Below are 20,122 nucleotides of genomic sequence, written 5' to 3' on the forward strand. Positions count from 1 at the left end.
GAAAGCGGGGAGCAGAATAGAACCGGTGACCGTCTGTCAGAACGGTCGCCACATCGGTGCTAAATCACTGAAGTTCGTGGTGGGTGATGTAGGGCTCGAACCTACGACCCGCTGATTAAGAGTCAGCTGCTCTACCAACTGAGCTAATCACCCGTACGCCACGAAGACGTTGTCGGCGAGGCGTGGACCGCGTCCCGACGGGCGGCGATGTAGCAAACACCCCCGCCCCTGTCCACCCGTTTGCGACAGAAATATGCAAACTCGCTTTGGAGAACGTCGGCTCGCCTTGTAGCGAACTCGAAGAAAACCTGCCGCAGCGGCCGCGGCAGGCCGCTTTCCGGAGGTTTTCAGGCCGCCGAGCGGCGATTGAGCAAATGGTAGAGCGCGATCGCGGCGAAGGTCGCCGTGCCGATTCCGCCGAGCTCGTAGCCGAAGATCGGCAGCTTGAGATCGCCGGCGCCGAGAATCAGCGCGGTCGCCACCGTCAGGAGATTCTTCGGCTCGGCGAAGTTCACCTTGTTCTCGACCCAGATCCGGCCGGCGGTCGCAGCGATCAGGCCGAAGACGACGACGGCGAGACCGCCAAGCACAGCCACGGGAATCGTGCCGATCACCGCGCCGAATTTCGGGGAGAAGCCGAGCAGCAGCGCGACGACGCCGGCCGCGACGAAGACCAGCGTCGAATAGACCCGCGTCACCGCCATCACGCCCATGTTCTCGGCATAGGTGGTGACGCCGGTACCGCCGCCGGAACCGGCGATCATCGTTCCGACGCCATCGGCGAAGAAGCCGCGCCCGATCAGCCCGTCGAGATTGCGCCCGGTCATCACCGAGATGCCCTTGATGTGCCCGAGATTCTCCGCGACCAGGATGATCGCGACCGGCACGATCAGCGCGATCGCCTTCGCGTCGAACACCGGCGCGACGAAATTCGGCAGGCCGAACCACGCGGCGGCCGCGACCTTGCCGAAATCGACCGGCGGCGCCCCGAAGCTCGTCGCCGTTGCGGCATAGAGGATATAGGCGGCGAGCCCGCCGATCAGCACCGGCAGGCGCTGCGCCAGCCCGCGGCCGTAGACGGCGACCAGCGCAACCGCGACCACCGTGAACAGCGCGATCCATTTGGTGTAGGGGCTGGCCGAGATCATGTTGATCGCGACCGCGGTCAGGTTGAGGCCGATCGCCGCGACGACCGCGCCGGTCACCACCGGCGGCAGCAAGGTTTCGATCCAGCGCGTGCCGACGCCCTGGACGATCAGGCCGATCCCGGCATAGACCGCGCCGCAGGCGATGATGCCACCGAGCGCGACCGGCAGATTGGCGTTCGGGCCGGTGCCGGCATAGCCGGTCGCGGCGATGACCACGCCGATGAAGGCGAAGGAGGAGCCGAGATAGCTCGGCAGCCGCCCGCCGGTGATGACGAAGAACAGCAGCGTCGCGATGCCGGAGAAGAGGATTGCGACATTGGGGTCGAAGCCCATCAGGATCGGCGCCAGCACCGTCGAGCCGAACATGGCGACGACATGCTGCAGGCCGGCAATCACGGTCTGCCCGGTCGGCAGGCGTTCGTCCGGCATCACATCGCCGGAGGTCTTCAGCGTCCAGTTCGGAAAATAGCCAGCCATCTCGCCCGCTCCCAGCCATCGCGCCTGCGCGCACCGGGACGCAATAGTGGCAAGAATCGGGCGCGCGCCAAGCGAGCGGCAGGCACCGTCCACCGCTAACAGCGCGCTAGGACGCAGAACCCTGTTGAAAGCCGGTCTTCATCCCCAGGACCGGCTGCCGAAGCGCCTCAGGGCGCCACGCCGAAGGCGCGGTAGCGCTCCTCGGCCTGCGCGTCGAGCGCCTTCGCCCTGGCGAAGTCGGCCGCCGCCTCCGCCGCATCGCCACGGCGCTGATGCGCCAGGGCGCGGCCGTACCAAGCCTGGCCGAGCCTGGCGTCGAGCGACAGCGCCCGGTCGAAATCGGCGATCGCCGCATCGGTCTGCCCGAGGGCCGTGCGCAGCGCGGCGCGCGCCACCCAGCCATCGGGATCGGCCCGATCGGCCGCGACCGCGGCGTCGAGATCGGCCAGCGCCCGCTCATATTCGCGCGCACGCTGCAGCAGCAGCGCCCGGTTGAGCAGGGCCGCGGCATTGGCGGGCGCGACCGCGACGACATCGTCATAGGCCTTGAGCGCGGCGCCGAGCTGGCCGCGCGCCGTCAACGCCCTCGCCCGCTGGAACAGCGCCTCGATCGAGCGCGGCTCGCTGCGCAGCGCCGCATCCGCATCGGCCTGCGCCGCAATGAAGGCGCCGTCGCGGAAATTCAGCCGGGCGCGCTGCACCAGTGCCGCCGGGTTCTCCGGCTCGAGCAGCAGGGCGACGGCGAGATCGGCCCGCGCCTGCGCCTCGCGCTGCGGCTGGCCGATGCTGAACTGGGCCCGCCGGATCAGCCGCGGCACATCGAAGGCGTCGAGCGCCAGCGCGGCATCGAGCGCTGCCAGCGGATTGGGCGGGACAGGCAGGGGGGCCGGAGCCGCCTGCGGCTGCAGCGCGCGATAGACGCCCTGCAGCGCGGCGCGCTCACGCACGTAGCTATCGCTGGCACTCCGCCACAGCCCGGCGAGGCGCGCCGGCCAGACCTCGATCGAGCGGCCGAGCGCCGGCAGCAACTCCTCGCGCCGTTCGAGCGCCCCCTCATGCTCCGGATCGACCGCGAGCAGCGCGCCATAGGCGGCGGCGGCCGCGCTGCGATCGCCGCGGATCTCCTGCGCCAGCCCGAAGCCGAACAGGGTGGCGTGATCCTGCGGCTTCAGCGCGAGCGCGGCGCGATAGGCGCCCAAGGCCGGCTGAGGCCGGCCGAGCGCCAGCAGCGCATCGCCGCGCATGCCGTGCCAGGCTCCGGCATCGTGCCCGGGCCCGGCGCGGTCGAGATCGCGCAACGCCTTGTCGTTGCGGCCGAGCGTCAACAGGAGCTGCGCGCGGTTGCGCAGCGCATTGCGGTCATCGGGGACGAGCGCGATGGCGCGGTCGAGGTCACCAAGCGCCTCTTCGCCTCGGCCGAGCCCGGCGAGCAGGCCGGCGCGATTGTTGAGGCCAAAGGCAGCCTGGGGCTGGACCGTGAGCAGCCGGTCATAGGCCGCAATCGCGTCCTCGACGCGGCCCATGCGCTGCAGCAGGAAGGCGCGCCGGGACAGCGACGCCTCGTGCCGACTGTCGAGGCGCAGTGCCCGCTCATAGCTGGCGAGCGCCGGGCCGTCATGACCGAGCATCTCGAAAGCCCGCCCGCGCTCCAGCCAGACCTGCACGACGGTCGGCTCCAGCCGCAGGGCGGCATCGAAGGCAGCGATCGCCTCGCGTGGCCGCGCCAATGCGACAAGCGAGAGCCCGCGCCGGTAATGATAGGAGGTGACCTCCGGTTCGAGCGCCAGGGCGGCATCGAAATCGGCGACCGCCGCCTCGTGCTCGCCCTCGTCCTGCCGGAACCGCCCCCGCGTACCGCGCGCCCAGCTATTGGAGGGATCGAGGGCGATCGCATCGTCGAGATCGGCCCGCGCTCCGGCGATGTTGCCGGCGCGCTCGCGCAGCAGGGCCCGGTCGGCCAGCAGCGTCGCGCGCCCGCCGAGGACCATCGCCCGTTCGATCAGCGCCGCCGCCTCGGCATGCCGGCCGAGCTCGGACAAGGTGTGCGCCCGGCCACGCAGGGCGGCCAGATGATTCGGCACCGCCTTGAGCGCCGCATCGAAATCGCGCAGCGCCTCATTGAGGGCGTTCTCGGCCTCGGAGATCCAACCGCGGCTGGCGAGCAGATCGGCGCGAACGGCGCGGTTGAACTCGCCGGTCAGGCTCTCATCGCAGGCTGCGCGCCGTTCGGCGCCGCCTGCCTCGATCGCACCCATGCAGACGCGCAGGCGTTCCTGCGCACGTTCGGCCCGCTCGGGCAACGCGGCAGGCGCATAGGCCGCGGCGGGCCCTGCGCCCAGCACGGCAAGCGCGCCCAGCGACATCAGGCGCAGCAACTTCATCGACGGACTCTCACCATGGCTCCCCCAGCCGACGATGATGAGATCGGCAAAGGCCGCCAAAGGTCCAGAGGTCGCTGCGCCTGCGCAGTGAAAAAGAAACGAAAAAGCAGCCACTGTGCCGCGCCGGTGACAGCGACACAGTGGCTGTGGACAGGCTCCTACTCCGCCGCTTGCGCGTGCATGCGGCTGCCGCGGGCGACCAGCTTGTTGAGCGCCGCCAGATAGGCCTTGCAGGAGGCGACGAGCGTGTCCGGATCGGCGCCGCGCCCGGTCACGGCCGCGCCGTCGCTCGACAGACGCACGCTGACCTCGGCCTGGGCGTCGGTGCCCTCGGTGACGGCGTGGACGTCGTAGAGCTCCAGCACCGCCTCATGCGGCACCAGCGCCTTGACCGCGTTGAACACCGCGTCGATCGGCCCGTTGCCCTCGGCCTCCTCGGCCACGATCCGGCCGTCGATGTCGAGCTTCAGCATGGCGCGCTGCGGGCCGCGCGTGCCGGCGATCACCGTCAGCGAGACCAGCTTCACCCGGTCATGGGCGGTGGCCAGATTGTCGTCGACCAGCGCCTCGATATCCTCGTCATAGACATGCTTCTTGCGGTCGGCGAGCGCCTTGAAGCGGGTGAAGGCGTCCTCCAGCTGGTTGTCGCCGAGCGCGTAACCCATCTCGTTCAGCTTCGAGCGGAAGGCGGCGCGGCCGGAATGCTTGCCCATCACCAGCGAGGTCTTGGTCACGCCGACCGAAGCCGGGGTCATGATCTCGTAGGTCTGCTGGTGCTTCAGCATGCCGTCCTGGTGGATGCCGCTCTCATGCGCGAAGGCGTTCCGGCCCACGATCGCCTTGTTGTACTGCACCGGGAAGGAGCAGGCGGTCGAAACTGCCTTCGACGCGCGCATCAGATAGGTCGCGTCGATGCCGGTGTCGTAGGGCATGACGTCGCCGCGCACCCGCAGCGCCATCACGATCTCCTCCAGCGCCGCATTGCCGGCGCGCTCGCCGATGCCGTTGATCGTGCACTCGACCTGGCGCGCCCCGCCCTCGATCGCCGCCAGCGAATTGGCGACGGCGAGGCCGAGATCATTGTGGCAATGCGCCGAGAAGATCGCCTTGTCGGCATTGGGCACGCGCTCGCGCACCGCCTTGAACATGGTGCGGTACTCGTCCGGCGTGGCGTAGCCGACGGTGTCGGGCAGGTTGATCGTGGTCGCGCCGGCCCTGATCGCGGTCTCCACCGCCCGGCAGAGATAGTCGATCGGCGTGCGGGTCGCATCCATGCCCGACCATTCGACGTCGTCGACCAGGTTGCGCGCCTGCGTCACCGTTTTGGTGATGATCTCCAGCACCTCCTCCTCGCTCTTGCGCATCTGGAACTGCAGATGGATCGGCGAGGTCGAAACGAAGGTGTGGATGCGCGGCTTGGCCGCATGGCGCACCGCCTCGCCGGCGCGGGCGATGTCGGCGGGAATGGCGCGCGCCAGCCCCGCGACGGTCGCGCGCTTGATCCGGCTGGCGATGGCGGAGACCGCCTCGAAATCACCGTCCGAGGCGATCGGGAAGCCGGCCTCGATGATGTCGACGCCCATCGTGTCCAGCATGTCGGCGACCTCGAGCTTCTCCTCGAAGGTCATGGTCGCGCCCGGGCATTGCTCGCCGTCACGCAGCGTGGTGTCGAAGATCAGGACGCGGTCCTTGGCGGACACGGTGTTGCTGGCATCGGTCATGGTCTTGGTCCTTGGTCAGGACGCGCCGCATCTCGGTTCCGGCGGGCGCGTAGGGTCGGAGGCTTGGTTCCCGTCATCCCCTGAGCGCCCAGGCACACGTGCCCGGCCGGCCCTCAGGGGCTGGTAAGAAGAAGCAGCTGACCAAGGAGCGAGGGAGCGCACATGCCGGCCGTCCGCGCGATGGCGCGGTTCAGGCTCTCGGCATGGGTGGCGAATTGGGCCACGAACGATCCTCTCGACGACTTGGGCTGTCTACCGGATTGGAGGATAGGAAGGCAAGCCCGGGAGGTCTTGAACGTTCGTGCGCGGGCTCAGCCGGCAGCGCCGGCCCGCTCCTTCAGAGTCCTGGTCTCGGCGTGAGGTCCCGGCCAGACTTGCAGCCGATAGAAATCGTCGCCTTCCAGTCCGTCGTCGCTCAGGCTGTCGAGGCCGACATAGGAGACCCGCAAACGATATCTCCCCGGCGCCAGCGAAAAGCGCGCCCGCTCCTGCGGCGAGCCTTCCGTGCAGCCGATCAGCATCATCTGGCCCGAGCGCGTGCGGAACGAGCACTCGTTGACCAGTTCCCATTCGTCGAAATCAGCCTCCGGCGCGGCGTCATGGACGGCGAGCACGACGGGTACGTTCATGTTCCTGGCAGTGGCGATACCGACCGAGCATTCGCCGACGGCGAGCATCCGCTCCACCGTCTCGTCGGTCCAGAACGCCCCCCAATCCTCGTCGACCGCCTCGTCCTGGAGATAGAACTGGAAGTAGTCGGCGAAGATTTCGAGCTCGGTGGTATGCAGCACGGTCATGACGATCAGGGTTCCGTCGAATTGTGACGGGAGTAAGAGGCTTGAGATGCGCTCGGCCCACTCTAGCATTGGCATGACCGGCCCAGCGCATGGATTAGCTGCCTGGTGCGATTCGGCCCATGACCGCGCGCACCGAACGCCCACCTCCTGAACGGAGTGCCTTGCCTGTGCTGCGCTATGATCGTCCCGCCATCGGGCTCGCCTTGGGCCTCTCAGGGCTCGCCGGCTTCGTCGATGCGCTCGGCTTCCTGAACATCGGCGGCTTCTTCGTCTCGTTCATGACCGGCAACACCACCCGCCTCGGAATCGAGCTGGCGGAAGGCCGCTTGGACGGCGTCCTGGTGGCCGGCATGATCATCCTCCTCTTCGTATTCGGGGTGATCTGCGGTTCGCTCGTCGGCCATGTCGGCAAACGCCGGCGCCAGGCCGCCGTGCTGGCTTTTGTCACGCTGGCGCTGGCGCTCTCTGCCGGCCTCTACGGCGCCGGACTGTCCATAGCCGCCGCCGGCATCCTGGCTTTGGCGATGGGCGCCGAGAACGCCGTCTTCCAGCGCGACGGCGAGGTCACGATCGGGCTGACCTACATGACCGGCACGCTGGTCAAGATGGGACAGCGCCTCGCCGGCGCCCTGCTCGGCGGCTCCAAGCGCGCCTTCCTGCGCCATTTCGTGCTCTGGCTCAGCCTGCTCGTCGGCGCGTTCCTGGGCGCCTATGCGCATGGGCACGTCGGGCTGGGGGCGATCTGGCTGGCGGCCTTGGCGGCGGGCGGCTTCACCATCGCCGCCTTCTTCATGCCCAGTCAGGACTGAGCGATCAGGTCCCTTCCATCGGGGACCTTTGCCTCGCGGATGGAATCAACCATGGTTCCGGTCCGACCAGCCGGAGCTCCGCTTATGCGCGTTGCCTTCTTCGCCGCCGCCCTCGGCCTTTCCCTCGCCGCCTGCCAGACGGCCGCTCCGCCTCCAGCGCCCTCGCCCGAGCAGGCACCGACCGGCGTCACGCCCAACACCTTCCGCATGCCGACCGGATCGGGCTGCGCCGGCGAGGTCGACCGCTTCCAGGCGGTGATGGACAACGATTTGCAGACCGGCCACACCACCAAGGGCGTCCACTCCCGCGTCAGCGCCGAGATCGACACCGCCCGCAAGAGCTGCGCCGCCGGCAACGAGGCCGGCGCGACCTCCCAGATCCGCGCGACACGGACGAAGTTCGGCTATCCGTGAGCCCCTTCCCTTCTCCCCTCGGGGGAGAAGGTGGCAGCGCGGAGCGCTGACGGATCAGGGAAGGACAGGCTCGACCTGCCTTCGTCTCACCCGGTCGTACCGCCCTCATCCGCCTGCCGGCACCTTCTCCCCCGAGAGGAGAAGGAATCTACGCCGCCAGCCCCCGCTTCTCCAGCAGCGCATCCGGCGTCGGCAGGCGCCCCCGGAACAGCGTATAGGCCTCGGCTGGATCGCGTGTGTCGCCGGCCGAGTAGATGTAGCGCTTGAGCTTGCCGGCGACTTCCGGGGCGAAGACATCGCCCGCCTCGATGAAGGCGTTGAAGGCGTCGGCGTCCATCACCTCCGACCAGAGATAGCTGTAATAGCCGGCCGAGTAGCCATCGCCCGAGAACACGTGGCTGAAATGCGGCGTGCGGTGGCGCATGGTGATCTCGCTGGGCATGCCGATCCGCGCGAGTTCCTTCGCCTCGAAGGCGAGCGGATCGACCTCAGCCGGCGCCTCCAGCGAATGGAAGGCGAGATCGACCAGCGCAGAGGAAGTGTATTCGACCGTGGCGAAGCCCTGGTTGAAGGTCTGCGCCCGCTTGATCTTCTCGATCAGCGCGTCCGGGATCGGCTCAGCCGTTTCGGCATGCAGGCAGAAGCGCTGCATCACCTCCTTCGTCAGGAACCAGTGCTCGTAGAGCTGCGAGGGCAGTTCGACGAAGTCGCGCGAGACCGAGGTGCCGGCGAGCGAGCCGTAATGCACGTCCGAAAGCAGGCCATGCAGGGCATGGCCGAATTCGTGGAAGAGCGTGCGGGCATCGTCGATCGAGAGCAGCGCCGGCTTACCCTCGGCGGGCTTGGCGAAGTTGCAGACGTTGACGATGATCGGCCGGACCTCGCCGTCGAAATTGCGCTGGCCGCGATAGGCGCTCATCCAGGCGCCTGAACGCTTCGAGGCGCGGGCGAAATAATCGCCGAGGAAGAGGCCGATATGCCGACCGCTCGCGGCCTCGGTGACCTCGAAGACGCGGACATCCGGGTGGTAGCCCTGAAGATCCGGCCGCTCGGCGAAGGAGAGCCCGAACAGCTTGCCGGCAGTGTCGAAGGCGGCGGCGATGATCCTGTCGAGCTGGAGATAGGGCTTCAGCACGGCCTCATCGAGCGCATAGGTCTTCTGCCGGACCTTCTCGGCATAGAAGCGCCAGTCCGAGGGACGGATCGGAGCGTTCTCGCCCTCGCTCTGCGCGAGTGCGGCGAGGTCTGCAACCTCCTGCCCGGCGCGGGCACGGGCCGGCTTCCAGACCAGCTCGAGCAGGTTGCGGACGTTCTCCGGCGTCTTCGCCATGGAATCGTCGAGCTTGAAATGGGCGAAGGTCGCAAAGCCCAGGAGCTTGGCCTTCTCGGCCCTGAGATTCACCATTTCGGCGACGATGGCGCGGTTGTCGGTCTCCCCGCCATTCTCGCCGCGCTTGCTCCAGGCGGTGAAGGCCTGCTCGCGCAACTCGCGCCGCGTCGAGAAGGTCAGGAAGGGCTCGATGATCGAGCGCGCCAGCGTCACCGCATGCTTGCCCTCCTGGCCGCGATCGGCGGCCGCGCGCTCCATCGCCGCGACGACGAAGGGCGGCAGGCCGTCGAGATCGGCCTCGTCCTCGATGATCAGCGCATAGCTCGCCTCGTCCTTGAGTAGGTTCTGGCCGAAGCTGGTGCCAAGACCGGCCAACCGCTCGTTGATCGCAGCAAGCCGTGCCTTGGCCTCGCCTTCGAGCTTGGCGCCCGAGCGGATGAAGCCGCGATGCGTCCGCTCCAGCAGCCGGAGCTGCTCTTCGCGCAGCCCGAGGCCCTCGCGCTGCGCGAAAACGGCATCGACGCGCGCGAAGAGCTCGTGATCCATCATGATCGCCGACCAGTGCCGCGACATCACCGGCGACATCTCGCGCTCGATCGCCTGCAGAGCCTCGTTGGTGTCGGCCCCAGTGAGGTTGTAGAACACGCCGCCAAGCCGGCTCATGCCGCGGGCCGAACGTTCCAGCGCCTCGATCGTATTGCCGAAACTCGGAGCAGCCTTGTCCGCCTTGATCGCCTCGACCTCGGCCCGGTGCTGCTCCAGCGCTGCCGGATAGGCCGCCTTGATGTGCTCTGGCGTAATCTGCGCGAAGGGCGGCAGGCCGAACGGCGTCTCCCAGGCGCGCCCGAACGGGTTGCCTTCAGGCAGGGCAAGGACTTCGGACGCATCGGCCATCGGCAACCTCGATCGGTAAGGGGTCAATCTCGCCCGAAGATATGTGCGAGATAGGACGTCATGAAGGGCGGCATGTCATAAGCCGCGCAATCGGCGAGAGTGCGGACGATCACGATGTCGGACAATTCCGGCTCGTCCTGCTGCGCGATCCGAGCCAGCATCATTTCACGGGCATCTTCGGCCGGTAGGCCTATCCCGACCGGGCGCATGAAGGCCACCCGCCCCGGCACGATCACAGCGGTCCAGCGTTCTTCGACGGAAATCTCATCGAGCGCGAGGCCCGTCTCTTCGCAGAGCTCGCGGGTGACGCTGCCGGCGAGGTCGAGCGTGCCGTCGGGGCGAGCGTCCTCCCGGTCCGGCGTGCCGGCGGCGAAATAGACCTTGCCGGGATTGGCGGTGTGATCGCCCATCCGGCCGAGCAGGAAGGCGCCGTCGGTCGCCCTGAGCGCTGCCATGGCGAAGCCGTTGCGGATCGCCGGTCCTGGCTGGCCGAAATCGCGCCAGCTCATGAAGGCGGCATAGTCGGCCTCGAAATAGCCGGCATGGAACACGCCACCCTCGATCGCCGCCCGGTGCTGCAGCATGACGCGGCCGTTGAACATCGCCGGTTTGCCGGCGCTGATCCCAGCCCAATGCGCCGCGATCTCGTCGGCACGCTCGCGGGCAAATCCCCAGTCGAAAGCCTCGACCTTCGCCTCGACGCGATCGAGCGCGACGATCTCGCCGTCAACGACGCCATTCCCGGTCACAGCAGCACGCCCTCGCTCATCACCACGGCGCCGCCGCCGATGGTCGCGGAGGCCAGCGCGCCGCCCGCGACCGTCAGCGTCAGCTCGATCTGCGAGGGCCGGCCCATCTCGTAGCCCTGCTCGATGACGAGGCGATGCGTGCCATCGCCCGGCCGGTCGAACGCCATGATCGCACCGGCGAAGGCGGCGACGGCCGAGCCGGTCGCGGGATCCTCGGTCACGCCGGCTTCCGGCCAGAACATCCGGGCGTGATAGTGATGCCCGGCCTCCTCCGTCTCTCGGCAATAGATGAAGGCATTGCCGTTCTGGGCCGGCGCCATCACGCGCTCGAACGCTCCAGCGACACGCGCCTTTGCTACTGCCTCACGGCCGGCAACCGGCACCATTGTATAGGCGACACCTGCCGAGAAGGCGCTCGGCCGATGCGTATCGAAGCCGAGATCGGTCAGTTCAAGCCCGACCGCCTCGGCCAAGGCCGCCTCCGTGATCGGCTGCACGATCTGCTCCGGCAGCTTCGGCAAGGTGAAGGTGGCGCGGGCCGAACGCGCATTGCCGAGCGCGATCACGCAGGGCACCAGCCCGACCTTCTCTTCCAGCACGAGTTGGTCCGCCGGCCGCCCCTCCGCCGCATCGCGCAGTGCCAGCAGCGCGGTGGTGCCGACCGTCGGATGGCCGGCGAAGGGCAGCTCCTGTCCCGGCGTGAAGATGCGGATCGCGGCGCGATGGGCAGGGTTCGCCGGCGGCGCGACGAAGACCGTCTCGGACAGGTTGAACTCGCGGGCGATGGTCTGCATCGCGGCGGTATCGAGCCCCTCGCTATCGAGCACCACGGCAAGCGGGTTGCCGGCATGCGGCCGCGTGGTGAACACGTCGAGCGTGACGAAGCGGCGGCTCATGCGGTTTCCTTCGGGATGGTCAGCTCGATCGTCAGCGGGCAATGGTCGGAGGCTTTCGGCCGGTCCCAGCCGACGCGCGGATAGCGGTCGCAGGTCAAGGCGAGCTTGGCCATCGAGCGGTCGGCCTCGCGCGGGTCGAGCGGCACGCGATAGGGCAGGCCGCGCCGGATCGTCTGCATCGCCGGGTTCGGATTGGCCGCCGCCAGCGCCGGCGAGAGCAGGATATGGTCGAGCGGCATATGGCTGTCGACCAGGGCTTGGCGCTCCTCCGACCAGTAGCGCCGGAAATGCGTCCAGCGCTCATGCGGCGGCAGGCTCTCGATCGGATCGACGGCGAAATCCTCGAGCAGCGGCTCGATACCGCTGTCGCCCTCGTCGACCGGGGCCGCCAGCGGACCGAGCCCGATGCGGTAGCCGTTGAGATCGCCGAGGATCGCCCAGTTCGCCGCGCGCCAGCCCGGCCCAAACCAATCCTTGATGATCTTCCTCACCGCCAGCGCCTCGGCCCGGCGGATCGGCAAGGTCGCCTGCCTGCCATCGTCGCGGCCATTGTTCATCGACTTGAAATGGCAGCCGAACAGGGTCAGCCGCCGGTCGCCGAAATCGAGCTCGACCGCCAGGCAATCGCGGGCAAAAACCTTGTCGCGCGGATTGATGCCGAAGGCGGCGATCTCGGGTGAGAACGCCTCCGCATCCGCAAAGCTCATGCCCTTGTAGGAGCGCACCGTGACCTGCCGCGGCTGCACCAGGTCGCGCCGTGCGGCAAAGCCGATGTCGATATTGCGCCGGTCATTGCCATCGACCAGGGTGAAATGGCCGTAGCGATGATCGGCGATGCGGTGGACGTAATTGGCGAAGAAGGCCTGCAGGCTCGCCAGAGAGTCGACCTCCTGCAGCATCCAGAGATCGGCATTGGCCTCGGCGATGGCGAGCGCCGTCATCTGGCGCTTGTCGTCCTCGAGCGCGACCGCGAGCGAGCGCTCGACCGCGTCGCGCTCGTCAGCGCGCGGGAAATGGAACAGCGACATCGCCGCCGCCGTCTCGGTCCGCCCACCGGGCTCGAAACGATGGCGTGTCAGCAGGTTCTCGACGTTGAAGGTGCCGAGGCGCAGCCTCATGCCGGTCAGACCGCTTCCGGCGCGAAGAGCTGCGAGGGCGTGACGAACTCGTCCTGCGCCGCCACGGTCAGGATCTCGCGCGAGCCGGCTTCCTTGGTCCGCTTCAGCAGCCCGTAGATCGAGGAAGCCGCCTTGCCGAGTGCGCTCGCGGCTGAGCCGTCGCGCAGGTAATGCACGAAGAACAGCGCCGCGATCGCATCGCCGGCGCCGTTGATGTTGATGTCGATCTTCGGCGTGCGAACGCGATAGGTGCCCTGCCCGTCCGCCGCCATCAGGTCGATCGCATCGTCGGGTGTCTCGTTGGTGATCAGCGAGGTCACGAGCACGACCTTGGGGCCCGCATCGCGCAAAGCCTCGACGGCGCGATGCGCATCGGCCAGCGTCCTGACCTCGACATCGGTAAGCAATTCCAGCTCGAACTGGTTCGGCGTGACGATGTCGGCAGCCGGCACGGCCTGCTCGCGCATGAATTCGGGGATGCCTGGCCGCACGAAGACGCCGCGGCCGACATCGCCGATCACCGGATCACAGCAATACATCGCCTTCGGATTGGCCTCGCGCACCTTGCTCACCGCCGAGAGGATGGCGTGGCCGATATCGGCCGAGCCCATATAGCCGGAAAGCACGCCATCGCATCGGCCGAGCACGCCGCGCTCGCCGATGCCCGTCATCAACTCATCGATCGTGGCACCGTCGAAGACCTGTCCCTTCCAGGCGCCATAGCCGGTGTGGTTCGAGAACTGCACGGTGTGGATCGGCCAGACCTCGACGCCGAGGCGCTGCATCGGGAACACGGCCGAAGCATTGCCGACATGGCCATAGGCGACATGGGACTGGATCGAGAGGATGTTCATGAGGGTAGGCCAGCCTTCGACGAAACGACGCGGCGAACCTAGCGGCTGGTGCGGCCCGCGCCAATCGAAAGCGGTGATGGGAGCGATCAGGCTTAGCGCTACAGGCCCGACAATCGCGCCACGGCAGCGGTGTCGGTGAACTGGGTCACGCTCTTCAGCTTGCCGTCAGCAATGGTGAAGATGTCCATGATCTCGAACGCTGCGCTGCGGCCGGTCGGCTTGCAGGCGACAGTGGCGCGCCAGTGCAGCGTCGCCTTGTCACCATCGACGGTCAGCGCCAGTTCTTCGATGTCGCTGAAGACATAGGTCGCGATCAGCCCGGCCATCTGCTCGCGAACGGCTGCGTGGCCCTCCGGCTGCACAAAGACTTCGGCAGCCTCCGGCCCGCCGGCAAGCCGGTAGCTGCAATCGGGGTGCATATAGCCCATCAGGGCGTCGAGATCGCCGCGATGGCGCGCGGCATAGGCATCACGGATCAAGGCTTCGACGGCAGCGCGATCGGTCATGGCGCCTCTCCTTGCGTCAACAGACACTCTCGCGCCGCGGTGACTGCAAGTCCAGCGTGCAATTGGCCGTTGCGCTCAGGCCGGCGTGCCCATGATGTAGGGCACGCTGGCGATGACGATGGCGAGCTGGGCGGCATTGCACGCCATCCCGCCGCAATGCAGCCGGCGCAAGCGGCGGCCAACATCGGCGGGCCAGGCAGCGATCTGGGCATCCATCCGCGCCAGGAACCAGCGCCGCCCCAGCAGTGTCGTCGCCAGGACGCCGACGCCGATCACGAAGGCCCAGCGTTCCGTCAGGGCGAAGACCACCGTCCCGACGACGGCAGCGACGGCAAGCACCTGGAAATAGGCACTGAACATCATCCGCATCAGCCGGGCGACCGGCAGGACATCGAGCTTCACGAACAGGAAGCCGGGGGCCGCCAGCAGCAGATAGCCCATCGGCAGGATCAGGATGACGAAGGCGAACAGGGCGGCGGCATTCGGCGTCATGCGAGCACCTTCTGGCCTCCTCCGCCGGAAGGATCTTCCAGCGGACGCCGCCGCAATATTCATCCACCTGCAGTTGCAGACAATTGGACTTTCGGCTGATGCAAATTGAGCCGGCTGCCGAACGAATACCGGAAAAAGCTCGTTCGAAAGCAGGCAAATCCTCTGCCTCCGAAACGCCCCTCCAGAATCCAGCGCGGCTGCCGAGCAAAAGGCTGGGCCTAAGGTCTAGTTGTCGAAAGCTGAATTCTTCATCACCCTGCCTGCCGCAAGCCGGATGCTTGACGCAACAGCGCAGCGGCCCGGCACTAAAAAGAAAAAGCAAGAATCGAAACAGCGGAGGATGACGATGAGCAAGTTCTCCTGGCTTTGGCGCGCGACAAGCAGGAACAAGCCCCAGGACGATGACAAGACGTCTTCTGAACAGCCTGAAGGCGGCGATCGCCGTCGCCTGCTCCAGGCGCTTTCCGCGCTGGTTGGCGGCAGCGCCCTGACCGCGATGTCGCCGCCGGCCGAGGCCAAGGATGCAAGCGAGTTGCCACCACCGAAGCGGGCGCTGACCGGCCGCGATGCAGCCGGCAAGTCGGTGTTCAAGTCGTTCGACGTCACGTCCAAGGTGGTGGAGATCGACTCAAATCCCGGGCTGACCTTCTACGAGCTCTACAGGACCGAGGGCGTGCCGCAGCTCACCGGGATGGAGCCCGACCCGATGCTAGCGGGAACAGTCGCCTTTCCCGGCCCCGGCGGCACGATGTTCCGCCTCATCTCCTATCCGCCGCGGCGCCCTGAGGGCTGGAAGCCGCCAGCCGGCGTGACCTTCAAGAGCGCGCTGGAGGAAATGTCGGAGAAGGTCCCGCGCATGGGCGACCATTTCGATCTCAGTGCGCCAGGCATGCACACCTCCGACACCATCGACTACGGGGTCGTGGTTCGTGGCGAGATGACGCTCGAGCTGGACGACGGACAAACCGTCCATCTGCGCCAGGGCGACTGCATCGTGCAGAACGGCACCCGGCATCGCTGGCGCAACCCGCTGCCGGAGCCCTGCCTGATGGCCTTCATCTCGGTCGGCGGGCAGCGAGCCTAGGGCTCGGCCCTTCCTTCTCCCCTCCGGGGGAGAAGGTGTCTGCGAAGCAGACGGATGAGGGCAGTACGACCGGCCCGCTCGCGCGGCCCTTCCCTCATCCGTCAGCGCTTCGCGCTGCCACCTTCTCCCCCGAGGGGAGAAAGGAGCCTCCTTTACGAGCCCGCCGCCGCCTTCTTGGCGAACGAGTCGATGAAGGTCTTGTTCAGGTCGACATTCGAGTTCGTCAGCTCGGGATCGAGCAGCTTGAGCGAGTCGTACATGCTCTTCATCGCGTCGGCGGTCGGGATGCCGGTGCGCGAGTAGCTCTCCTGCGAGTTCTTCACCGCGGTCAGGTAGAGCGGCTTGTCGCCGAGATGATATTCCGCCGGGACGAGATCGGCGACATCCTCGGGCTTGGCCGTCTCCAGCCATTTCAGCGACTTCATCAGCGCGTTGACGAGCTTCTGCGTCGTCACCGGGTTCTTCTCGGCGAAATCGTTCTTGAGATAGAGCACCGCCGCCGGGTTCGAGCCGCCGAACAGCGCCTTGGTGCCGGCCTCGGTGCGGGTGTCGATCAGCGAAACCACATCGCCATCCGATTCCAGCTTCGAGGTGACGGGGTCGAGATGCGAGATCACGTCGACCTGCTTCTGCTTGATCGCTGCGACCGCGCTGGCGCCGGCGCCGACGCCGATGATCGCCGCGTCGCTTGCCTTCAGCCCCGCCTTGACCATGGCGTATTGCGCGGTCAGCGCCGTCGAGGAGCCGGGCGCGGTGACGCCGATCTTCAGGCCCTTGAAGTCGGCCGCGGACTTGACCTTGTCGGCAAGGTCCTTGCGGACCGCAATGGTGATCGCCGGGAAGCGCCCGAGCTCGATCACGGCGCGGATGTCCTGGCCCTTGGCCTGCATGCGGATGGTGTGCTCATAGGCACCGGTGACGACGTCGACCGAGCCGCCGACGAGTGCCTGCAGCGACTTGGCGCCGCCGCCGAAATCGTTGATCTCGACGTCGAGCCCCTGATCCTTGAAGAAGCCCTTCTTCTCCGCGACCGTCAGCGGGAGATAGTAGAGCAACTGCTTGCCGCCGACGCCGAGCGTCAGCTTCGGCTTCTCGGCATTCTGGGCGAAGGCCGGCGAGACGCCGAGCGCAGTGGTGACAGCGAGCGCGGCCAGCGCCGCACGACGAGTGAAAAACATCGGTTTCCTCCGGTTGAGCGATGACGCGCTTCGAAAAAGGCGCGATTTCGCGACGAAGATAGGCGCATTGCCGCAAGCGGGGCAAGCGCAGGCATGCCGACGCGGAGCGCGTGAAGCCGGGGCAGATCGCCGCGGAAGCGACAGGAAAGATTCAAGGCTTGTTAAAGCTGGTCTTCCACACTGGCCGTTGCAGTAACTCCCGACGATGCCTCGATAACGGCTTTCGACCAGAACGGACGAAACAGGAGACGGTCATGGTGGACGCAGTAGCGGCCCGGACTGCGCCTTTCCCCTATGAACTTCCGCAGAGCGCGCCCTCGGCAGGCGTGCCGGCTCCGGATAGGGCAAGCTCTTCGCCTGCCACGGTGACCTCGGCAACGCCTGAGCGGGACGATGCCGTCATCCTCGACCTGTCCGACCAGGCTCGCACCGCCCTCGCCCAGGGCAGCACCAGCGCGCAAGCACCAGGAGCCGGCATCGACGGCCCGGCCGAGCCGAGCTGGGTCGAAAAGCGCTTCAAGCTGATGACGGAATACACGGCGCTGCAGCAGGAACTCGTTTGGCTCAGCGACCGGACCATGGCCCATGCGCTCGACGAGATGTTCCAGGGCAGCGCCGCGGTACAGGGCGAGAACGGCACGACGGACAAACAGGAGCAGTTCGACCGCGACATGCAGCGGCGCGAAGAACTGATGCCGCGTTACGCCGAGCTGATACGGATGCTCGGAGCCTCGCCGAGCCAGAAGAGCACGGACGAATCGGGCTAGCGGAAGATGCGGCTCGCATAGAGCGCAATGGCGAAGCAGGCGAGCGCGACACCGAGCAGGATCCAGTTCGATTCCGTCGGATTCTCCAGAGCCGCGTTGGACGGATCCTGCGGGTCGTAATGCACCTCGACCGGCGCGCCGGCCGGATAGCGAGCGACGATCCCCTGCGCGAGGCTCTCCGACCCCGAGACCTCCAGGCCGAGCTTGACCTGCCGGCTGTGCAGGCGGTTGCCCTCGACGGTATAGGCGAACTCGACGACGGGGAGATAGGTGGTGCGCGTCTTGCCGTTCTCCGTCGAGCGGCGCTGCTCGACGGTGCTGGAGACGACCTCCCCCGCAGTGACCGGCCAGGCATTGGCGCGGGCGAGATAGCGCCGGTGGCCGATGAAGAACAGCAGCGCCGCAGCGCCGAACAGGCCGGCGAACAGCATCACCGGGACATCCGCATCCGGCATGCGCGCCTTGAGGACTTCGGCTCCCTCGGTGGCCACCCAGTAGAGCCCCCAGACCAGGAGCATGAGAACGAGCAGCGCGAGGCCGCAACCCTTGACCGCGCCCTTCGGCGCCTCACGCTCCAGGACACAGTCGCTGGGATCGGCCGGGTCGTAATGGACGGTCACGCTCCTGCCCGCCGGATAGCGCGCCAGCGCCTCTTGCGCATATTTGCCGCTGATGTCGCCGAGGCTGACTCGCGTGCCCTGATAGGTCACCCCGCCGACCGAGAAGGAATAGGTCACGGCGGGGACGTTGACGGCGGTGCCGATCTCGTTGCCCACGGGCGGCCGCCGCACCGCCATCTGGGAGCGGATGATGCGCCCCGGCGCCTGCGACCAGTTGCTGGCGCGCCGGACCTTGAGCACGGCATTGACGACCATAGCGGCGACCATCACCACCATCGGCAGCGCGATCAGCGCGATATTGCCCATGGTCGTTCCGGCGAAAGGCAGCCGCTCGACCCAGCTCTCCGGCAGCACCTCGGCGATCACGAAGATCAGCGCCAACGAGGCGACGACGGCTATCACCGCCCAGGTCGGCGGCTCGCCTCTGGCCTCAGCCGCCTTGGCCGGCGAGACCTTGGGCTGCCAGGCCAGCTTGCCGCGCCAGCTCTTGTCGCCGCCGAGATAGGCGAGGAGTATCCGCTTCAGCGTCGCCGCGTCGACCGTCTCGGCCGCGTCGAACCGCGCCTTGCCCGAGTGGTAGGCCAGCCGGAACCGGCCTTTCCCTTCCAGCCCCGCTTCGACATAGCCGTCATCATCGGACAGGTTGATGAACCAGTCGGGATCGTCGCCGCGCTGGTCGATGGCGCGGGTGATGTCCTCCCGCGTCGGGTCGGCCGTGATGCGATCGCAGACATCAAGTTCCATGATCGCCCCCGACGATGGAAGGGCGATGATGGCGCTCATCTGCGAGCGGAATCAAGCGTAGCTTACGTTAGGTCGCCGACTGCTTTCCCTACCCCGGCGAGCTACGGCATTACCTGGTCCAGGAATGAGGCGATGCCCTGGCGCTGTCGATTGACGACAAGACGCGTCACGTCCGGACGCGCGTAATGTCCGGCCTGGTCGAAGTTCTGCCGTTCGCGCCGGATCTCGCGATGGTCGAGCGTTGCAACCAGAAGCTCCTCGCGTCCGGTCACGGGCTCGATCAGCCAGTTGCCATCCGGCCCGGCGATGCCCGAGCCGCCATCGGCCAGCATGTCGGGGCAACTCGCCAGCATGGCCGCAGCGGGGCTGCCTGGCGGCACATCCTGCCGGCGCATCAGTCCCGACACCGCCAGCACATAGCTGCGCCCCTCGCGCGCCAGGAAGCGGGTGGTGCCTTCCGTGTTGCGCAGGTTCCCCGGCCAGAGCGCCACATGCAGGTTTTCGCCTTGCGCGTACAGAGCGGCCCGCGACAGCGGCATCCAGTTCTCGAAGCAGTTCAGCCCACCGACGGTGAAGGGGCCGACGCGGTGCACCTGCAGGCCGTGCCCGTCTCCTGGCGCCCAGCTCAGCCGCTCTTCATAGGTCGGCATCAGCTTGCGGTGCACCGAGGCGATCTTTCCATCCGTGCCGATATGCACGCGGGAGCAGTAGACGCTGTGCCCGCCGCGATCGGCCGGGCGCTCGATGATGCCGAGCATCACGGCGATGCCACCTCGCGCCGCGGCGGCGCACACCGCGTCGAGATGGCCGGCCTCCACCTGCACCGCCTGGTCGAGATAGTGAGCGTGGATCTCCTTCTGGAGCGGCGATTCGAAGCGCGCACCGTCGGTATGCTCGATCCAGAAGGGATAGCCCGGCACCAGCGCCTCCCCGAAGGCGACGAAGCCACAGCCGGCCTGCGCAGCGCGCTCGATCCAGGCAACGACCTTCGCGAGCGTGGCGTCGCGCTCAAGCCATATCGGGGCAATCTGGGCGAGGCCCACGGTCAGGCTGTCTGCGGCGTTGGTCATCGTCTCCCGATCCCGGTCTTGAGTGAGTTGCGGGGGCCGGGGTAAGGCTGGGCAATCAATCAGTCCAATTAAT

General features: G+C 67.3%; 18 protein-coding genes and 1 tRNA gene. 4 read left to right on the forward strand and 15 right to left on the reverse strand.

The annotated features are described in order from the left end of the window. Positions 1-77 precede the first annotated feature (77 nt). The 5 genes from GV161_RS29970 to GV161_RS29990 all read right to left on the reverse strand — a co-directional run bounded on the left by GV161_RS29970 (position 78) and on the right by GV161_RS29990 (position 6,524). Positions 78-153: transfer RNA gene (locus GV161_RS29970), tRNA-Lys, on the reverse strand. A gap of 194 nt (positions 154-347) precedes the next feature. Further along, entirely contained in the window at positions 348-1,625 is a 1,278-nt protein-coding gene (locus GV161_RS29975; protein WP_152012919.1) for a solute carrier family 23 protein, read from the reverse strand. 167 nt (positions 1,626-1,792) lie between these two features. Continuing rightward, a complete protein-coding gene (locus GV161_RS29980) occupies positions 1,793-4,006 on the reverse strand; it encodes a tetratricopeptide repeat protein (protein ID WP_152012920.1) in 2,214 nt (737 codons plus the stop codon). 158 nt (positions 4,007-4,164) lie between these two features. Further along, the gene (locus GV161_RS29985) at positions 4,165-5,727 is read right to left on the reverse strand and encodes a 2-isopropylmalate synthase (protein ID WP_152012921.1); all 1,563 of its coding nucleotides are present in this window, start codon (positions 5,725-5,727) and stop codon (positions 4,165-4,167) included. A gap of 311 nt (positions 5,728-6,038) precedes the next feature. Continuing rightward, the gene (locus tag GV161_RS29990; protein ID WP_152012922.1) at positions 6,039-6,524 is read right to left on the reverse strand and encodes a hypothetical protein; all 486 of its coding nucleotides are present in this window, start codon (positions 6,522-6,524) and stop codon (positions 6,039-6,041) included. Positions 6,525-6,643: 119 nt separating this feature from the next. Between GV161_RS29990 and GV161_RS29995 the strand changes: the two genes are divergently transcribed. Both GV161_RS29995 and GV161_RS30000 read left to right on the forward strand, forming a co-directional pair. Next, positions 6,644-7,333 carry a YoaK family protein gene (locus tag GV161_RS29995; protein ID WP_152012923.1) on the forward strand — a complete coding sequence of 230 codons (690 nt, stop codon included), beginning with the start codon at positions 6,644-6,646 and terminating at the stop codon, positions 7,331-7,333. Positions 7,334-7,417: 84 nt separating this feature from the next. Next, positions 7,418-7,747, forward strand: coding sequence for a hypothetical protein (locus GV161_RS30000; RefSeq protein ID WP_152012924.1), 330 nt, complete (start codon positions 7,418-7,420; stop codon positions 7,745-7,747). 148 nt (positions 7,748-7,895) lie between these two features. On the opposite strand, the gene GV161_RS30005 is transcribed toward GV161_RS30000, so the two are convergent. From GV161_RS30005 to GV161_RS30035, 7 genes are all read right to left on the reverse strand, one after another. Next, positions 7,896-9,971 carry a M3 family metallopeptidase gene (locus tag GV161_RS30005; RefSeq protein ID WP_152012925.1) on the reverse strand — a complete coding sequence of 692 codons (2,076 nt, stop codon included), beginning with the start codon at positions 9,969-9,971 and terminating at the stop codon, positions 7,896-7,898. Between the two features lie 23 nt (positions 9,972-9,994). Further along, entirely contained in the window at positions 9,995-10,720 is a 726-nt protein-coding gene (locus GV161_RS30010; RefSeq protein ID WP_244623929.1) for an NUDIX hydrolase, read from the reverse strand. Next, the gene (locus GV161_RS30015; protein ID WP_152012926.1) at positions 10,717-11,616 is read right to left on the reverse strand and encodes a PhzF family phenazine biosynthesis protein; all 900 of its coding nucleotides are present in this window, start codon (positions 11,614-11,616) and stop codon (positions 10,717-10,719) included. Before GV161_RS30015 ends, GV161_RS30010 begins: the two co-directional genes overlap by 4 nt. Next, a complete protein-coding gene (locus tag GV161_RS30020) occupies positions 11,613-12,734 on the reverse strand; it encodes an endonuclease (protein WP_152012927.1) in 1,122 nt (373 codons plus the stop codon). Before GV161_RS30020 ends, GV161_RS30015 begins: the two co-directional genes overlap by 4 nt. Positions 12,735-12,739: 5 nt before the next feature. Then, positions 12,740-13,588 (reverse strand): pyridoxal kinase PdxY, encoded by an 849-nt coding sequence (pdxY, locus tag GV161_RS30025; RefSeq protein ID WP_152012928.1) that lies wholly within the window; start codon positions 13,586-13,588, stop codon positions 12,740-12,742. A 98-nt stretch (positions 13,589-13,686) separates the two neighbouring features. After that, entirely contained in the window at positions 13,687-14,094 is a 408-nt protein-coding gene (locus tag GV161_RS30030; RefSeq protein WP_152012929.1) for a nuclear transport factor 2 family protein, read from the reverse strand. 75 nt (positions 14,095-14,169) lie between these two features. After that, complete coding sequence (locus tag GV161_RS30035) at positions 14,170-14,586, reverse strand: hypothetical protein (protein ID WP_152012930.1); 417 nt, start codon at positions 14,584-14,586, stop codon at positions 14,170-14,172. A 346-nt stretch (positions 14,587-14,932) separates the two neighbouring features. On the opposite strand from GV161_RS30035, the gene GV161_RS30040 reads away from it, so the two are divergent. Continuing rightward, positions 14,933-15,670: a cupin domain-containing protein gene (locus GV161_RS30040; RefSeq protein WP_152012931.1), complete on the forward strand. Its 738-nt coding sequence runs from the start codon at positions 14,933-14,935 to the stop codon at positions 15,668-15,670. A 152-nt stretch (positions 15,671-15,822) separates the two neighbouring features. Here the strand turns inward: GV161_RS30040 and GV161_RS30045 are convergent, their stop codons facing one another. After that, positions 15,823-16,848, reverse strand: a complete 1,026-nt coding sequence (locus GV161_RS30045) for an ABC transporter substrate-binding protein (protein WP_152012932.1) — start codon at positions 16,846-16,848, stop codon at positions 15,823-15,825. Positions 16,849-17,102: 254 nt separating this feature from the next. Between GV161_RS30045 and GV161_RS30050 the strand changes: the two genes are divergently transcribed. Further along, entirely contained in the window at positions 17,103-17,615 is a 513-nt protein-coding gene (locus GV161_RS30050; protein WP_152012933.1) for a hypothetical protein, read from the forward strand. On the opposite strand, the gene GV161_RS30055 is transcribed toward GV161_RS30050, so the two are convergent. Both GV161_RS30055 and GV161_RS30060 read right to left on the reverse strand, forming a co-directional pair. Next, positions 17,612-19,018 (reverse strand): DUF3592 domain-containing protein, encoded by a 1,407-nt coding sequence (locus GV161_RS30055; RefSeq protein WP_152012934.1) that lies wholly within the window; start codon positions 19,016-19,018, stop codon positions 17,612-17,614. The two genes, GV161_RS30050 and GV161_RS30055, sit on opposite strands and share 4 nt — an antisense overlap. Before the next feature lie 62 nt (positions 19,019-19,080). Further along, on the reverse strand, positions 19,081-20,049 hold the full coding sequence (locus GV161_RS30060) for a carbon-nitrogen hydrolase family protein (protein WP_152012935.1): 969 nt from the start codon (positions 20,047-20,049) through the stop codon (positions 19,081-19,083). Between the last annotated feature and the right edge of the window lie 73 nt (positions 20,050-20,122).

It is taken from the genome of Bosea sp. 29B (assembly GCF_902506165.1).
Lineage (GTDB): Bacteria > Pseudomonadota > Alphaproteobacteria > Rhizobiales > Beijerinckiaceae > Allobosea.

Coding starts and splice junctions, on each gene's coding strand:
- GV161_RS29975 (WP_152012919.1), bottom strand. CDS start 1,625: ATGGCTGGCTATTTTCCGAACTGGACGCTGAAGACCTCCGGCGATGTG.
- GV161_RS29980 (WP_152012920.1), bottom strand. CDS start 4,006: ATGAAGTTGCTGCGCCTGATGTCGCTGGGCGCGCTTGCCGTGCTGGGC.
- GV161_RS29985 (WP_152012921.1), bottom strand. CDS start 5,727: ATGACCGATGCCAGCAACACCGTGTCCGCCAAGGACCGCGTCCTGATC.
- GV161_RS29990 (WP_152012922.1), bottom strand. CDS start 6,524: ATGACCGTGCTGCATACCACCGAGCTCGAAATCTTCGCCGACTACTTC.
- GV161_RS29995 (WP_152012923.1), top strand. CDS start 6,644: ATGACCGCGCGCACCGAACGCCCACCTCCTGAACGGAGTGCCTTGCCT.
- GV161_RS30000 (WP_152012924.1), top strand. CDS start 7,418: ATGCGCGTTGCCTTCTTCGCCGCCGCCCTCGGCCTTTCCCTCGCCGCC.
- GV161_RS30005 (WP_152012925.1), bottom strand. CDS start 9,971: ATGGCCGATGCGTCCGAAGTCCTTGCCCTGCCTGAAGGCAACCCGTTC.
- GV161_RS30015 (WP_152012926.1), bottom strand. CDS start 11,616: ATGAGCCGCCGCTTCGTCACGCTCGACGTGTTCACCACGCGGCCGCAT.
- GV161_RS30020 (WP_152012927.1), bottom strand. CDS start 12,734: ATGAGGCTGCGCCTCGGCACCTTCAACGTCGAGAACCTGCTGACACGC.
- pdxY (WP_152012928.1), bottom strand. CDS start 13,588: ATGAACATCCTCTCGATCCAGTCCCATGTCGCCTATGGCCATGTCGGC.
- GV161_RS30030 (WP_152012929.1), bottom strand. CDS start 14,094: ATGACCGATCGCGCTGCCGTCGAAGCCTTGATCCGTGATGCCTATGCC.
- GV161_RS30035 (WP_152012930.1), bottom strand. CDS start 14,586: ATGACGCCGAATGCCGCCGCCCTGTTCGCCTTCGTCATCCTGATCCTG.
- GV161_RS30040 (WP_152012931.1), top strand. CDS start 14,933: ATGAGCAAGTTCTCCTGGCTTTGGCGCGCGACAAGCAGGAACAAGCCC.
- GV161_RS30045 (WP_152012932.1), bottom strand. CDS start 16,848: ATGTTTTTCACTCGTCGTGCGGCGCTGGCCGCGCTCGCTGTCACCACT.
- GV161_RS30050 (WP_152012933.1), top strand. CDS start 17,103: ATGGTGGACGCAGTAGCGGCCCGGACTGCGCCTTTCCCCTATGAACTT.
- GV161_RS30055 (WP_152012934.1), bottom strand. CDS start 19,018: ATGAGCGCCATCATCGCCCTTCCATCGTCGGGGGCGATCATGGAACTT.
- GV161_RS30060 (WP_152012935.1), bottom strand. CDS start 20,049: ATGACCAACGCCGCAGACAGCCTGACCGTGGGCCTCGCCCAGATTGCC.